The sequence below is a fragment of the Ensifer sp. ENS09 genome, assembly GCF_014852425.1.
Lineage (GTDB): Bacteria > Pseudomonadota > Alphaproteobacteria > Rhizobiales > Rhizobiaceae > Ensifer.
The window spans coordinates 134412-149320 of sequence record NZ_JACVBP010000008.1; the positions used below are offsets into that span (position 1 = coordinate 134412).

At 63.5% G+C, this 14909-nt stretch carries 17 protein-coding genes; 7 read left to right on the forward strand and 10 right to left on the reverse strand.

Annotated elements, in window-relative coordinates:
* Positions 1-190 precede the first annotated feature (190 nt).
* Positions 191-997, forward strand: coding sequence for an IclR family transcriptional regulator (locus IB267_RS30950; RefSeq protein WP_192451317.1), 807 nt, complete (start codon positions 191-193; stop codon positions 995-997).
* Between the two features lie 15 nt (positions 998-1012).
* Here IB267_RS30950 and IB267_RS30955 read toward each other — a convergent pair whose 3' ends face one another.
* The 5 genes from IB267_RS30955 to IB267_RS30975 form a co-directional block, all read right to left on the reverse strand.
* Positions 1013-1528 carry a RidA family protein gene (locus IB267_RS30955; RefSeq protein ID WP_052201747.1) on the reverse strand — a complete coding sequence of 172 codons (516 nt, stop codon included), beginning with the start codon at positions 1526-1528 and terminating at the stop codon, positions 1013-1015.
* A 22-nt stretch (positions 1529-1550) separates the two neighbouring features.
* On the reverse strand, positions 1551-2762 hold the full coding sequence (locus IB267_RS30960; protein WP_192451223.1) for an amidohydrolase/deacetylase family metallohydrolase: 1212 nt from the start codon (positions 2760-2762) through the stop codon (positions 1551-1553).
* 3 nt (positions 2763-2765) lie between these two features.
* Entirely contained in the window at positions 2766-3635 is an 870-nt protein-coding gene (locus IB267_RS30965) for an ABC transporter permease (protein ID WP_192451224.1), read from the reverse strand.
* Positions 3635-4576: an ABC transporter permease gene (locus IB267_RS30970; protein WP_192451225.1), complete on the reverse strand. Its 942-nt coding sequence runs from the start codon at positions 4574-4576 to the stop codon at positions 3635-3637. The genes IB267_RS30965 and IB267_RS30970 overlap by 1 nt, the downstream gene beginning before the upstream one ends.
* A 120-nt stretch (positions 4577-4696) precedes the next feature.
* A complete protein-coding gene (locus IB267_RS30975; protein ID WP_192451226.1) occupies positions 4697-6226 on the reverse strand; it encodes an ABC transporter substrate-binding protein in 1530 nt (509 codons plus the stop codon).
* 221 nt (positions 6227-6447) lie between these two features.
* Here IB267_RS30975 and IB267_RS30980 point away from each other — a divergent pair, with 221 nt between their 5' ends.
* On the forward strand, positions 6448-7146 hold the full coding sequence (locus IB267_RS30980) for an aspartate/glutamate racemase family protein (RefSeq protein ID WP_043615363.1): 699 nt from the start codon (positions 6448-6450) through the stop codon (positions 7144-7146).
* 36 nt (positions 7147-7182) lie between these two features.
* Here the strand turns inward: IB267_RS30980 and IB267_RS30985 are convergent, their stop codons facing one another.
* Both IB267_RS30985 and IB267_RS30990 read right to left on the reverse strand, forming a co-directional pair.
* A complete protein-coding gene (locus IB267_RS30985; protein WP_192451227.1) occupies positions 7183-7476 on the reverse strand; it encodes a hypothetical protein in 294 nt (97 codons plus the stop codon).
* A 234-nt stretch (positions 7477-7710) separates the two neighbouring features.
* Complete coding sequence (locus IB267_RS30990; RefSeq protein WP_192451228.1) at positions 7711-8658, reverse strand: LysR substrate-binding domain-containing protein; 948 nt, start codon at positions 8656-8658, stop codon at positions 7711-7713.
* A 144-nt stretch (positions 8659-8802) separates the two neighbouring features.
* Between IB267_RS30990 and ycaC the strand changes: the two genes are divergently transcribed.
* Positions 8803-9429: an isochorismate family cysteine hydrolase YcaC gene (ycaC, locus tag IB267_RS30995; protein ID WP_034787558.1), complete on the forward strand. Its 627-nt coding sequence runs from the start codon at positions 8803-8805 to the stop codon at positions 9427-9429.
* 78 nt (positions 9430-9507) lie between these two features.
* Here ycaC and IB267_RS31000 read toward each other — a convergent pair whose 3' ends face one another.
* Complete coding sequence (locus tag IB267_RS31000; RefSeq protein WP_192451229.1) at positions 9508-10686, reverse strand: MFS transporter; 1179 nt, start codon at positions 10684-10686, stop codon at positions 9508-9510.
* 310 nt (positions 10687-10996) lie between these two features.
* Positions 10997-11413 (reverse strand): DUF2000 domain-containing protein, encoded by a 417-nt coding sequence (locus tag IB267_RS31005; protein WP_192451230.1) that lies wholly within the window; start codon positions 11411-11413, stop codon positions 10997-10999.
* Positions 11414-11554: 141 nt separating this feature from the next.
* Here IB267_RS31005 and IB267_RS31010 point away from each other — a divergent pair, with 141 nt between their 5' ends.
* The gene (locus IB267_RS31010; RefSeq protein ID WP_192451231.1) at positions 11555-12040 is read left to right on the forward strand and encodes an Lrp/AsnC family transcriptional regulator; all 486 of its coding nucleotides are present in this window, start codon (positions 11555-11557) and stop codon (positions 12038-12040) included.
* A 12-nt stretch (positions 12041-12052) separates the two neighbouring features.
* Here IB267_RS31010 and IB267_RS31015 read toward each other — a convergent pair whose 3' ends face one another.
* Positions 12053-12958, reverse strand: coding sequence for a LysR family transcriptional regulator (locus tag IB267_RS31015; RefSeq protein WP_192451232.1), 906 nt, complete (start codon positions 12956-12958; stop codon positions 12053-12055).
* Between the two features lie 130 nt (positions 12959-13088).
* Between IB267_RS31015 and IB267_RS31020 the strand changes: the two genes are divergently transcribed.
* The 3 genes from IB267_RS31020 to IB267_RS31030 are packed head-to-tail and all read left to right on the forward strand — an operon-like array spanning position 13089 to position 14841.
* Positions 13089-13568: a carboxymuconolactone decarboxylase family protein gene (locus tag IB267_RS31020; protein WP_034787548.1), complete on the forward strand. Its 480-nt coding sequence runs from the start codon at positions 13089-13091 to the stop codon at positions 13566-13568.
* A gap of 59 nt (positions 13569-13627) precedes the next feature.
* Positions 13628-14380, forward strand: a complete 753-nt coding sequence (locus IB267_RS31025; protein ID WP_192451233.1) for an SDR family oxidoreductase — start codon at positions 13628-13630, stop codon at positions 14378-14380.
* 53 nt (positions 14381-14433) lie between these two features.
* On the forward strand, positions 14434-14841 hold the full coding sequence (locus IB267_RS31030; RefSeq protein ID WP_192451234.1) for a cupin domain-containing protein: 408 nt from the start codon (positions 14434-14436) through the stop codon (positions 14839-14841).
* Positions 14842-14909: the final 68 nt, after the last annotated feature.

The window sequence follows — 14909 nt, forward strand, 5'->3', positions numbered from 1 at the left end:
GCGATTTTCTGGCGGTCGAAACGGGTAGACTATTCCGTTTTCGCGGAATATCTACCATAGTAATGAAGTATGAGTGAGGCTTTCCGCCACCTGGCGCGGCCGCCATCGGCGGCGCGGCGAAAGCGGAAGCCGAGATTTTACCGGCAGCACGCCCTTCGAGCGGTGCAGGAGTGAAGCAGTGGACAAGACGATGACCGGCGTCGAGCCGACCGACGATATCGAAACGACCGGCAAGCCGCGCCGCTCGCGCGTGAGCGGCATGGATCGCGCTCTGCAGGTGCTTGATTTCCTTTATGAGACGGGTTCTCCGAGCGGCGTCTACGCCATTGCGAAGGCCGTCGGTGCGCCGCTGTCGACCGCTTACGTCATCGTCGACGACATGGTCGAGAAGAACCTGCTCAGCCGTGACGCCGACGGGCTCGTCTGGCTCGGGGACCGGCTCTATCACTATGGCCTTGCCTATGCCCGCTCGCTCGATTTCCTCGGCGTTGCGACCCGCGAAATGCACGACCTCGGCCGCGAAGTCGCAGAGACGATCCAGCTTTGCGGCCGCGACGGTGACTACATGCAGGTGCTCGCCATGGCCGACGGTCCGGGCCATTTCCAGGTGACCTCGCGCGTCGGCACCCGCGTGCCGCTCAACTGGACGGCATCCGGCCGCCTGCTCGTCGGGCATCTTCCAGCCGATGAACGGCTCGAGCTGTTCCGCCGCTGCGCCCGTACCTCGCCGACCGGCCGCGCCGATATCGATCCGGCCGCCCTTTCCGACCAGGCCGAGAGCGCGCTTGCGGCACGGCTGTCGATCCAGGCGGGTGAATCCGACTATGCGGTCGCCTGCGTCGCCGCCCCGATCCTCGACGACAAGGGCAATTGCGCCGCCACGATCTCGATCGTGCTGCCCGAGCAGAAAATCCTCGACGACCGGGCGTTCTACGCCGATCACGTCAGGGTTTCCGCCGAGCGGATCGAAAAGATGATGGGCTGGCGCAGCCACTGATCCAAACTCCTGTCGTTAGTCGTGCAGAGCGACGATCGCCTCGATCTCGACGGTGATGTTTCCGGGTAGCGACCCGAAACCCACCGCCGAGCGGGCATGGCTGCCGGCCTCTCCGAAAACATCCATCAGCAGATCCGAGCAGCCGTTGATGACGCGCGGATGTTCCTCGAAATCGGGCACGGCGTTGACCATGCCGAGCAGCTTGACGATCCGCTTGACCCGCCCGAGATCACCGAGCGCGTCATGCATGACGGCCAAGAGGTTTATGCCCGTCAGTCGCGCGTGCTGGTAGGCACTGTCGACGTCAACCTCTGCGCCGACCTTACCGGCATGCAGGTGGCCGTCGACTTCGCGCGGGCCCTGGCCGGAGAGGTAGAGAATATTGCCTTCCTGCACATGGGTGACGAAGTTGGCGATCGGCGGTGGCGCCGGTGGTAGATCGATGCCGAGGGCTTGCAGCCGCTCATAGGGTGAGACGGCAGCAGAGGTGGTCTTCTTCTGATCCAGACTGTTCACGCGATATCCTGTCATTTCTGAATTCTGGTGCCTTGCCTCAGCGGTAGCTGAAGCCGTGGCTGTGGTCGGGGCATTCGACATGCTGCGGCTGGTAACGGTTGGCGGCAACCACCTCGGTGCCCATCACCGCGTAGCGGGGCTCGAAGAGGCGGTTGAGATGGGCTTCGGCGCCGAGGGAATCGAAGACCCGGAGCTCGCTATCGACGAGGTCGAAGAGGGTGAATTCGGCGCGGGCGCCGACGGTAAGCAGATTGTCCATTGGCAGGCGGATGACCGAAGCCGGCGCCTGGGTCACGGCCTCGACCACCTTTTCGAAGGGCATGCCGACGCTGAGCAGCTTCGACATGGTGGTGCCGAGGTCCCAGACGGACTGGTTCATGCTGCGCAGGTGCACGTCGGTCGAGATCGAGAAGGGCAGCAGACCGCGGGCGATCGCCACTTCCGCGACGCGGAAGGAGAACGAGGCGCCGCCATGGCCGATGTCGAGACGGATGCCTTCGCCGGCGCAGCGTTCGGCAAGCTCGAACAGGTCCTCGTCCTCGATGATGCTGGAGCCCGCCTTGCCGTTGAAGCAATGGGTGACGATGTCGCCGGGTCCGAGGATTTCGAGTACTTCGTCGTAAAGCGCCGGCGGTTCGCCGACATGCACCATCATCGGGATCTTCAGGATCTTGGCGATCTTCTTGCCGAGCTTCACCGGCGTGACACCCCAGGAACCGGTGATCACATGGCTGGCGCGCACCTTCAGGCCGACGATGTGTTCGCGGTTTTCCTGGTAGCAGGCGATGATACGGTCGATGTCGATCGAGCGGATGTCGGAGAGTTCGCTGACGCGGTTGCAGGCGACAAGGCCGATCGAGCCGAGATTGAGGAACGCCTTGATGCGTTCGCGCGACGGCTCGATGATGTATTCGCGGAAACCGTGGAAATTGGCTTCACCCGCCGAGCCCGCGTCCACGATGGTGGTGACGCCGCGCTCCATGCCGCAAAGCTGCGGGCGAACGGAGATATCGGTGCCGCCATGCCAGACATGGGCGTGCAGGTCGATCCAGCCGGGCGAGATCCAGGCGCCATTGCCTTCGATACGGCGTGCGCCGTCCGGGGCCTGAAGGTTCCGGTCGAGTGCGGCGATGCGACCTTCGCCGTCGACGAGGATGTCGATGGTTTCTGCCGGTGCGGCCATGCCGAAGGCGACGGGCTTCACCTGGCGGAGCAGGACCGGGCCCTTGCTGCTGGTATCGTTAGCCATGACTTACAGATCCTTTCTGAGGCGGGGGTCGAGCATGTCGCGCAGGCCGTCCCCGACCATCTGTAGCGACAGCACCGAAAGCACGATGGCGATGCCGGGAAAGAGCGTCACCCAGTCGGCCTGGCCGATATATTGCCGGCCCGAGGCGATCATCGTGCCCCATGTGGGGATTTCCGGGCTGACGCCGACGCCGAGGAAGGAAAGGCCGGCTTCGGCGAGCATTGCATGGGCAAAGAGGAAGGTCCCCTGGACCAGGACCGGCGACAGCAGATTGCGCAGCACGTGCCGGGTCATGATGTGCGGTGTCGAAATGCCGAGCGCGCGGGCGGCCTCGACATAGGGAAGCTCGCGGATGACCAGCGTCGAGGCGCGCACGACGCGGGCAAGCCGCGGGGCATAGACGATGCTGAGCGCGATGATGACGGTCGTCAGCGACGGGCCGAGGGCGGCGACCAGCGCGATTGCCAGCAGGATGTCCGGAAAAGCCATCATCGCGTCGATGACGCGGGCGATCGGCGTGTCGAGCTTCTGGAAGAAGCCGGCAAGAAGGCCGAGCACCACGCCGATCACGGTTGCGAGCGTGACGACGGCGGCGCCGACAAACAGCGACAGGCGTCCCGCGTAGATGGTGCGGGAAAAGACGTCGCGACCGAACTCGTCCGTGCCGAAGAACCATTGCAGGCTCGGCGGCTGCAGGCGGTTGACGATCGAGAGCTTTCCGGGTGCGTAAGGCGCAATCAGCGGCGCGAAGGCGGCGAGCAGCACGAAGACGGTGAGAACGATCAGGCCGAAGGCAACGGTCTTGCGCTTCAGCAGCCGGCGGATGAACTTGCGGCCCTCGCTCTCGGAGGGGGCGGATACGGTGATAGCCATCAGTAGCGCACCCTTGGATCAACGAGGAGATAGAGCATGTCGATCGCGAAATTGATCAGCACGTAGAGTGCTGCAATCACGAGCAGCGCGCCCTGGATGACCGGATAATCGCGGCGAAGCACGGCGGAGACGACGAGATTGCCGACGCCGGGCAGGCCGAAGACGGTTTCGGTGACGACGGCGCCGGAAATCAGCACGGCGGCGGTGAGGCCGATGATCGTCAGGATCGGGATCAGCGCGTTTTTCAGCGCGTGTTTCATAACCACCTTGCGTTCGCCAAGGCCCTTGGCCCGGGCGGTGCGAATGAAGTCGTCGCCGAGCACGTCGAGCATCGAGGCGCGGGTGAAGCGCAGGATCAGTGCCGAGGAGACCACGCCGAGCGCGATCGCCGGCAGTGCCAGGTGGTACATGCGCTCGGCAAAGGAGGAGCCAGGGCCGCCATAGCCTGAGACCGGGAACCAGCCGAAACGCACGGCCAGCACCTGGATCAGGATCAGGCCGAGCCAGAAGCTCGGAATGCTCGCCGCCAGCATGGCCAGCGTCGTTGCCGCCTGGTCGACGAAGGAGCCGCGCCTGTAGGCGGCGTAGATGCCGATCGGCAGCGCGATGGCGCAGGCGATCAGGATAGAGAACAAGGTGAGGAAGAAGGTGGGTTCGGCCCGTTCGGCAAGTGCCGACGTGACCGGCTGGTTGAGGAAGATCGACTGGCCGAGATCGCCCTGCAGCAGCTGTCCGATATAGTAGACATATTGCAGGCCGAGCGACTGGTCGAGGCCAAGCCGCGTGCGCAGCGCCGAAATGTCCTCCTGGGTCGCTTCCGGACCGAGCATGACGGCGGCCGGGTCCCCAGGCGTCACGCGGACGATGACGAAGACGATCGTGACGACGATCGCCATGACGACGATCATGCCCATCAGCCGTTGGAAGATGTAGCGTAACATGGTGGCCTCGAACCTTTCCTGTGCGCCCCGCCGAAAGGTGGAGGCGGAGCGACGCGCCCCTTCAGGCGGACGCCGGGCTTTTGCCCGAACATCCGCCGAAGTCCCTTGGGAGGGGGGAGCTTACTTCTTGATCGAAGCGTTCCAGAAGTACGGCCACGGGGCCGGTGAGACGCCCTCAAGCGTCTTTGACTTGGCCGAGAGCGCGTTGAAGTCGCCGATCTTGATGAACGGCACTTCTTCGAAGATCACCTTCTGCACGTCGGCCCAAAGGGCGACGCGCTTGACCGGGTCGGATTCGGCGTTGAAGGCATCGACCGCCTTGGCACGCGCCGGCGTATCCCAGTTGCCGGGCGCCTTCGTCGACATCATGCCGATCAGCGCCGGTTCCGGCAGGAAGGGGCTGTGGGTGATGTAGATGTCCCAGAGCGTCGGGTCGGCGCGGCGCTGGGTCAGCGTTGCCCAGTCGACCACCTGCAGATCGACGGTGAAACCGGCGAGTTTCAGGTACTCGGCGGCGACCTGCGCCATCTTGTAGTGGAACTCGTACTGGCGGCTGGTCAGGATGCGCAGCGGCTCGCCCTTGTAGCCGGCGGCCTTCAGGAGTTCGCCGGCCTTTTCCGCATCGGCGATGTTGTAGGCGCCCTCGGTGCCAGCATCGGTCCGCCAGGTAAACTGCGACGGGTAGAGAGCGGCGTCGAGCGCATAGAAGTCGGTGGTGCCGAAGGCGGCGGCCATCATGTCTTCCATGCTGAGCGAAGCGCGGATCGCCTTGCGCAGGTCGAGGTTCTTGGTCATGCCGTTGCCGGAGTTCAAGACGAAGACCGGCCAGCCGAACGGCTGCAGCATGACGGGTTCGGAAGCGCTCGAACCCTTGACGCGTTCGAAGGATTCGACCGGCAGACTATCGACATAGTCGTACTGGCCGGAAACGGCGGCCTCGACGCGGGTGTTCGGATCCGGAACCGGCACGAAACGGATTTCGTCGGCATATTGGTGGCGGGCGCCGCCATAGCCGTTGGCCTCGCCTTCCGGCGTTTTGTAGGCGTCGTAGCGGGTCAGCTGGATATACTGGTCCGCCTTGCGCTCCTTCAGCTGGTAGGGGCCGGTGCCGACGAAATCGGTCATCGGCTCGGCCTGCTTTTCGGACGGAAGCACGATTGCCGCGGAGTTGTTGAAGGCGAGCAGCGAGACGAGCGGTGCGTAAGGGGTGGCCAGCGAGATCTTTACCGTCAGCGGGTCGACCGCTTCGATGCCGGAAATCGTCGTTGCCGTCTGCTTGCCGCGCGAGGCGACCTTGGTCCAACGCTCGAGCGAGGCGACGACGTCCTTCGAGTCGAGATCGGTGCCGTCGTGGAACTTGACGCCCGAACGCAGCTTGATCGTGTAGATTTTGCCGTCGGCGCTGATCTCCGGCAGGCTGGCGGCGAGCAGCGGCGTCGGCTTCCAGTCCTTGTCGAAGGTGTAGAGCGTTTCGAAAATGTGTTGCGAGACGATGCCGACGAGGTCGGCCGTCGATGCCATCGGGTCAAGGGTCGGCGGTTCGCCGACGGTTGCGACGGTGATCACGCCGCCCCTTTCCTGTGCAAAGGCGAGGGTTGCCGATGCCACCAATGCGGTTCCAATAAGCAATGCGAGTTTAGTCGATTTCATATTTGCTCCTCCTCATATTCCATAGTTATGCTATGTCGTTCTTTATTTTGGAATATAAAACGGCACAAAGCTGCAAATGTCAACCGGCTGTCGTCGTCGTGTCACAACCGCCGGCAGCGGCAAGCAGGACCCCTTGTCCTGGAAGTGCATAAACGGGTGGGCGCTATCGCGACGGCGCGGGATTTGTTAGCCCGGAGTCCGGATTGAAAAGGGAGAAGAAAATGAAGGTCATCGGCCTGATCGGCGGCATGAGCTGGGAGAGCTCGGCGGAGTATTACCGCATCATCAACGAGACAGTTCGCGAGCGCCTTGGCGGCGTGCACTCGGCGAAATCGCTGATGTGGTCGATGGACTTCGGCGAGATCGAACGCCTGCAGCATCACGGCGACTGGCCGGCTTTGACGGGAGAGATGATCGCCGCGGCGCGGCGTCTTGAGGCCGGCGGCGCCGATTTCCTGATGATCTGCACCAACACCATGCACAAGATGGCAGCGGACGTTTCGGCCGCCGTCTCCATTCCGCTCTTGCATATCGCCGACCCGACGGCAGAGAAGATCAAGGCGGCAGGCCTTCGCAAAGTCGGCCTGCTCGGAACGGCCTTCACCATGGAGCAGGACTTCTACAAGGGTCGCTTGGCGGAAAAATTCGGTCTCGATGTGCTGGTGCCGGAGGCGGAAGACCGCGCGAAGGTGCACGAGATCATCTATCGCGAACTCGTGGCCGGTATCGTCAAGGACAGTTCACGTGACGCCTACCGCGCCATCATCGCACGGCTCGTGGATGCTGGCGCCGAAGCGATCATCATGGGCTGCACCGAGATCATGCTGTTGATTTCGCAGGCCGATAGCCCGGTCCCGGTGTTCGACACGACTGAGATCCACGCGCTTGCCGCGGTCGATCTCGCGCTCGGGGACGCCTGACCACGGCCGACTGGCCGTCGGCCGTGGTCGCACGGGCTAGTGCAGGGTGAATTCCCGGGGCTCGCCCGGAAACAGGCTGAGAAGTGCGATGCCCTGTTGCAAAAGCAGTTCGGCGGCTGGCAAGTCGCCGACGACCAGGTCGTCCGCACAGCCGATGATGATGTTGGCGAGGCTGATCGAGTTCTCCGCGAACCGGTCGTCGCCGATCTCGTAGGCCTTCTCGGCCGTTGCCTCGAGCGCTTCTGCTACCAGCGCCATCATGTTCGAGCGTTCATCCAGCGTCATGGAATCCAGTGTCTTGGCGTCGGGAGTCTTGGCAGTTGTCTGCATGATTACCTTCCCTATTGTTCAAGCCGAAATGGCCGCGCCGGCCGAAGCCGGGGGAAAAGTCTACGACTGGGGTGGGTCCAGGAGGGGAGCCGGCGTCGAACGCGGCTTCTCCATCAAGATCGTGCGTTGCGGCCGGATATGCAAGGAATGGCACCCATGCGGCCGGCGCATGGGTCCGCGGGAGGCCCGCCGAGGACGGCACTTTGACGTGAGCCCGCTTGACCGCCGGATGCGCTAGGCAGTGATATGGGGTGGCGTTGCCGGCCATGCCAGGCTCTCGTCGATCGTCAGGCGATCGGCGGCGCATTCCTGGGCAAGAAAGTCGATGAAGGTGCGGACGGAGGGCAGCAGCCCCCGCCGCGAAGGGAAGACGGCGTGCACGACGCCGGACGCGGGGCGCCACTGCGGCAGGACGGGCACCAGCGTACCAGCTGCCAGGTCCTTCCAGATCATCATCGTCGGCAGTTGCACGATACCCGCGCCGTCGAGTGCCGCTTCGCGCAATGCAGCCATGTCGTCGGTCAGGAAGCGGGGCTCGTGGCGGACGACGGCGCGATCTCCATCGGCGCTTTCCAGCCGCCATTCATAGGTGTGCGTGGCCGAGGTCCAGGCAAGGCTCGGCAATCCCGTCAGTTGTGCGGGCTCGCCAATCGGCGCCTTCAGAAATCCGGGCCTGGCGACGAGATATTGCGAACTGTCGTCAAGCTTGCGCATCACCAGTTCGCTCCTTTCCAGAGGCGGGAACCGGACACGGATCGAAACGTCGAAGCCTTCGGCGATCACGTCCACACGCCGGTTGGTGCTTTCCAGATGCAGGCCGATCCGGGGATGAGCGGTCATGAACCGGGCAAAGAGCCGGCCGAACTGGAACGAGATCAACGCGGTCGGGCAGCTAACCCGGATGATGCCCTGCGGCTCTCCCTGATGCTGCGCGATGAAGGCATCGGCCGCTTCCGCCTCGATTAACACCGCAACGCAGCGCTGGTAATATTCGCGGCCGACATCGGTAACGAAGAACCGGCGCGGCGAACGCTGGATCAGCCGAACGCCGATCCGGTCTTCCAGGACAGCAATGCGCCGGCTCAGCCGCGATTTCTGCGTGCCGATGGCCCGCGCCGCAGCTGCAAAGCCGCCGTGCTCCACGACTTGGACGAAATAATAGAGGTCGTTCAGGTCCTGCATCGTTCTATCAATAGGACGCTGCGTCGAAATTCACAATCTTTTTGCGGTGATGGTGCTGCAGTAGCCTAAGTTCAATCACAGCGGTTCAAGCGGCAACGAAGGTCGCTGGCGGTGATGAAAACCAACCGAAGGAAAGGACTTCCGATGACCAAGCCCTACGTACGCCTCAACAAGGATGATGTTGCCGTCCTGCTCGTCGACCATCAGACCGGCCTGTTGTCGCTGGTGCGCGACTTCGACCCGGACAAGTTCAAGAACAACGTGCTGGCGCTCGGTGATCTCGCCAAGTACTTCAAGCTGCCGACGGTTCTGACCACCAGCTTCGAGGACGGCCCGAACGGCCCGCTGGTGCCGGAGTTGAAGGAACAGTTTCCCGATGCGCCCTTCATTCCCCGCCCGGGCCAGATCAACGCCTGGGACAACGAGGACTTCGTCAAGGCCGTGAAGGCCACCGGCAAGAAGCAGTTGCTGATCGCCGGCGTGGTGACCGAGGTCTGCGTGGCCTTCCCGGCGCTTTCGGCGATCGAGGAAGGCTTCGAGGTCTTCGTGGTCACGGATGCTTCCGGCACCTTCAACGAGGTGACCCGCGATTCCGCCTGGTCGCGCATGACCGCCGCCGGCGTTCAGCTGATGACCTGGTTTGGCGTTGCCTGTGAACTGCACCGCGACTGGCGCAACGACATCGAAGGCCTCGGCACGCTGTTTTCGAACCACATCCCGGACTACCGCAACCTCATCACCAGCTACAACACCATGGCGGCACGCAAGTAGGACACGCCAGACGAGGAATGACGAAAGCCCCGGCCTGGCATGGCCGGGGCTTTTTGCGTTCTCGTCTTGCCGTAGCCGTTACGCGCGGCTGGCGGCTTGCTGGGCGTCCTGCACGCCCACACGGGCGGCGGGCTTGAGCCGGCCGGTCAAGAGCAAGCTGACGGCGAGGAAGGGCACGAGCACGCCAAGGCCGAAACGCATGTCGCTGTATTCGGCGATCAGGCCGATCAGTGGCGGCCCGAGCAGGAAGCCGAGCAGCGCAATGAAGGACAGAATGGCGACGCTTGCGGCCGCCGGCCGGTCCTTCTGGTCGGCGGCGGCGGTGACGGCGAACGGAAAGCCGACCGATACGCCGAAGCCCATGGCGGCAAAGCCGAGAAGCGCTGCCCAGGCAGCGGGGCTTACCACCACCAGAATGAGCCCGGTAATGCTGGCGATGCCGCAGGCGCGCGCCACCGCAACCGGGCCGTAGCTCGCCTTCAGCCGGTCGCCGGCAAAGCGCCCGGCCGCCACCATGAACGCGAAGATCGAGTAGCCGAAACCGGCGCTGGCGCTGGAAAGCCCGAAGATGTCGCGCAGGAAGACTGCCGACCAGTCGGCGACGGCGCCCTCGGTCATGGTGATGCCGAAGACGAAGAAGCAAACCCCGAGCAATGCCCAGCCCGGCAGCTTGCGCCTGGATGGTGCCGCCTCGGCAGCCGCGGCCTCGCCGGTCTTCAGGAGCGGCAGCTTCCGGGCGAAATAGACGCTGATCGGAAGCATACCGGCAGCCGTCAGCGGCACCGCCCATTCCGGCGCCACATGCAGCGCCGCGAAGCCGACGCCAACCAGGCTGCCGGTCATGATGCCGAGGCTCCAGAAGCCGTGGCAGGTGCTCATGATCAGCTTCCCGGAGTGCTTTTCGATCGCGTCGGCCTCGACGTTGAGGCCGAGTTCAAGCGTCGTCAGCGCCGCGCCGACGATGGCGAGCGCCACGAAGAGCACCTCGATGTTCGGAGCCCATGTCGGCAGCCAGACGAGCGCCAGAAAGACGACGAAGCCGTAGAGGATGGTTGCACGTCCGCCGATCCAGGCGACGAAACGACCGGCAAAGGGCAGCGTCAGCAGAATGCCGACGGGCATGCCGAGCAGCGCGATCGCCAGTTCCGCCGGGCCGAGTCCGAGCCTTTGCTGCACGTCGGGAATGCGCGGCAACCAGGCGCCGAAGGCGATCGGTTGCAGGAAGAAGATCAGCATGATGAGCCGTTGATTGGTCATGCGTTTTGTTCCCCGGATAGCGTGTCGCGCGATGCACCCTCGGCAACGGCGGGAGCCGTCGAGCCGATGCGGTATGTGAAGGAATTCTGATATTCTGAAAATTGTTTTCAGAGCTTGTCGCGCAGACCGGGCCCCGTCAAGGCGCGAAGAGGCCGGCAAGTCGGAAAGCGCTGCCTTTCCGAGCGAATGGCTATCGGTGTTGCGAATGTGTCGCCACCAATCCGCGCATTGGTATGGTTCAGGTGAAAAAAATGTACATGCCGGGCAGGGGCGGGCCCCCGACCCACCGCGCCGTTGCGAGGCTTTTGCCCTATCGCAGCAATTTCAGCGATCCCGTCAGCGATCTGACCCACTTTCCGTCGCCGGCAAGGCCGATTCCGTCGATCATCTCCTGCGAAAGGTCGCGTTCCGGAAATTGCGTCTCGTAGTCCGCGTAGCTGTGCAGCGAGCGCGCGAAGGCGGGAAACGGCACGACGACACGGTCGTTGTCTTTCTGCAGCGCCTTCAGGAGCAGCGCACGGATCGTCGCGCCATCGGCCTGGAGGATCGGCACCGGCCGGTTGGAGCTGATATCGATGGTGTTCTGCCTGCTGTCCGTCAGCTTCTGGTTACCGAGACCGGGCATCGCCGAGCCGATGCCGATGGAGATCGCCGCGATCGTGTTGGCGAGATGGCCGGGTGCCAGTTCGGGATTGACGATGATGGCGAGGCGGGTGTCCTGAAGCACGTGGTCTGTTCCTCTCTCTATCTCAAGGCGGCTGGTGGACGGGAGAATAGACCGTGTGGCGAGGAAATTTCTTTCTGACGTTGCGCAAAATAGAAAATATGAGGTAGATTTTACCGATAATACCTCGAATTGAGATAGAAGATGCCCGCGACCCTAACGCCCGCCGATGTAAAGATCCTGAACGCGCTGCAAAGTGACGGGCGCCTGAGCAACCAGGCGCTTTCGGAGGAAGTGGGCATGTCGACCTCGCCCTGCTGGCGGCGCGTGCGGCAACTGGAGGACGACGGCGTCATCCAGGGCTACATGGCCGTTCTCAATCGGCGGGAAATCGGCCTTGGGGTGCTTGCCTTCATCCGCGTGAAGATCGACAGCCACACGGAGGCGGAAGCGGACGCCTTCGCCGACGAGGTGATGAAGCTCGACAGCGTCGTTGCCTGCTACAGCATCGCCGGCGATGCTGACTTTCTGCTCCAGGTCGTCTCTGCCGACCTCGATTCCTATTCTGACTTCGCAATGAAGGTCGTGCGGCGCCTGCCGTGCATCAAGGAGATGCAGACGACCTTCGTGCTGAAGGAGATCAAGGCCTATGGCGGGCTGCCCCTTCGTGCCTCGGCCGGCCAGCGCTGACCCAAGCGGCGGTCAGGAGGCGGACGCCATTAGCGGGTCTTCCCGGACCACCTCCACCAGGAAATCGAGGACGGTGCGCACGCGCAGCGGCACGTTTCTGCGCGAAGGGTAGACGAGGCTGATCGGCAGGCGCGCCGGTGGGAATGCCGGCATGACGTTGACCAGGCGGCCTGCGTCGATGTCGGGGCAGGCCAGGATATGGGAGAGGATCGCAAGGCCGTTGCCGGCGAGCACCGCGCGATGCACGGCCAAGGCATTGTTGGCGACGAGGCGGGGCGCGATGCGCACGAAAACGTCGTCGGAGCCGTCGGAAAACGTCCACTGGCGGCCGTCGCCGGCGCGGCTGTAGCAAATGCATTCATGCGTCCCGACGTCGTCGGGTAACGTGGGCGCGGGGCGCCGGTCCAGATAGTCGGGTGTCGCCACCAGAAACGCGGTCGTCCAGCCGATCCGCCGACAGATCAGGCCGCTCTCCGACACCGGGCCCAAGCGCACTTCCAGATCGATGCCCTCTCCGACCAGATCCGAGGGTTCCTCGCGAAACAGCAGCTCGACCGACAGGCCCGGATGACGGGCGAGCAGGGCGGCCAGGCGGTCGCTGAGATAGAGGCCGAGCGGCGCGGGCACGGTAAGCCGCACGCGGCCCGCTACGAGGCCGGTCTCGCCGCAGGAGGCTTCGGTTAGAGCGTCGACCGCTTCGACCACTTTAATCGCCATCGGGATCATATGCTCGCCCTCGGCGGTCAGCGCCAGCGCATTTGTCGTCCGATGCAGAAGGCGCGTGCTCAGGTGCTCCTCGAGTGCCGAGACCTGGCGTGATACGGCCGGCTGGGTCAGGCCGAGGTCGTTGGCGGCGGCGGAGAACGACCCGGTCTCTGCCACCCGCAGGAAGGCTCTGAGCGCAGAAACGATGTCCATCCGGCTTCCCCCAAACGTTTCGACATAAGCCTTATGCGCCGAGTTTACCCCCGGCGCGCTTTACTGTCCATCGATTAAGGATATCTTATATCCATAAGGATAACAGATGTCCTTAATTAGGAGCAAAGCCATGACCCAGCGCCTCAACTACGCCCAGCAGTCACCCGAGTTTTTCAAGAAAATCTCCGACTTCAGCCTCAGCCTGAAGGACAGCGTCATCGAGCAGACAATCCGCGATCTCGTCAATCTGCGGGCTTCGCAGATCAATGGCTGCGCGTTCTGCGTCGACATGCATGTGAAGGAGGCGAAGATCCACGGCGAGAGCGAATTGCGCCTCTACCACGTGGCAATCTGGCGGGAATCGAATCTGTTTGCGCCGCGCGAACGCGCAGCACTTGCCTGGACCGAGGTGCTGACGAAATTGCCCGAGGGCGGCGTTCCGGACGAACTCTACGAGCGCGTGCGCGGCCAGCTCTCGGAGAAGGAAATCTCCGATCTGACCTTCTCCATCATGGCCATCAACGCCTGGAACCGCGTCAGCGTCGCCTTCAAGTCCGTGCCCGGCTCGGCCGACAAGCTCTATGGGCTCGACAAAGCCGGGCTCAACTGAGCGCGCCTCGGCAACCGTCATGCAAGGCGGCGCGATGGGCGCCGCCGATGGAGGATCCCATGAAAATCGTCATCATCGGCGGAACCGGCCTCATCGGTTCAAAGACGGTCGAACGCCTGCGCAAGCGTGGACACGAGGTGATCGCCGCCTCGCCGAACACCGGCGTCAATACGATCACGGGCGAGGGGCTCGCCGAAGCGCTCAGCGGCTGCGATGTCGTCGTCGACCTCGCCAACTCCCCTTCGTTCGAGGACAAGGCGGTGCTCGAATTCTTCGAGACGTCCGGCCGCAACCTGCTTGCCGCCGAACAAGCTGCCGGTGTCAAACACCATATCGCGCTTTCCGTGGTCGGTACCGAGCGGCTGCAGGAGAGCGGCTACTTCCGCGGCAAGCTTGCCCAGGAAAAGCTGATCAAGGCCGGTGGCGTGCCCTTCACGATCGTGCACTCGACCCAGTTCATGGAGCTCCTGAGCGGGATCGCGCAATCGGGAACAGTCGGCGACGTCGTGCGCCTGTCGCCGGCCTATGTGCAGCCGATCGCGTCTAACGACGTTGCCGATGCCATGACCGACGTGGCGCTCGCCGCTCCCGTCAATGGCACGATCGAGATTGCCGGTCCCGAACGCTCGCGCCTCAGCGATCTCGTCGCCCGCTATCTCAAGGCGATGGGCGACAATCGCAAGGTCGAGCCCGACCGGGAGGCGCGTTATTTCGGCGCTCTGCTTGAGGACGGCTCGCTTGTCTCCGACGACAATCCTCGCCTCGGCCGCATCACCTTCGAAGAGTGGTTCGCAACGACGCCCCGCAAGTAACCGAGCCGGAGGTGCGCGCCGCGCGTCTCCCTCATCTGAAAGGATTTTTCGACGTGATCAAGTCTCTCCTCGCCGCTGTTGCCGTTACCGCAACCCTGTTCGGCACCGCCGTCGCCGGTGATGCTGCCAAGGTGACGCTCGTCTATGAGCATGAATTGCCGAACGTTCCCGGCAAGAGCATCAAGGGTGTCCTGGTGGAATACGGGCCTGGCGGCTCGTCCGAGGCGCATACCCATGCGAGCACGGCGTTCATCTATGCGACCGTGCTCGAAGGCTCGATCCTCAGCCAGGTCAATGACGGCCCGGTGAAGGAATACAAGGCCGGTGAGAGCTTCTCCGAAATGCCGGGCGACCGTCACGGCGTCAGCGCCAACGGCAGCAAGACCGCGCCGGCCAAGCTGCTGGCGGTGTTCGTCGTCGACACCACCGAAAAGGAACTGACCTTTCCGATGACGAAATAACGTGATGCCAAGGCTGGGTGCCAATCGCGCAGCCGGCCCTTCTTTCGGCCCAATTGTTGGAGCCTGCC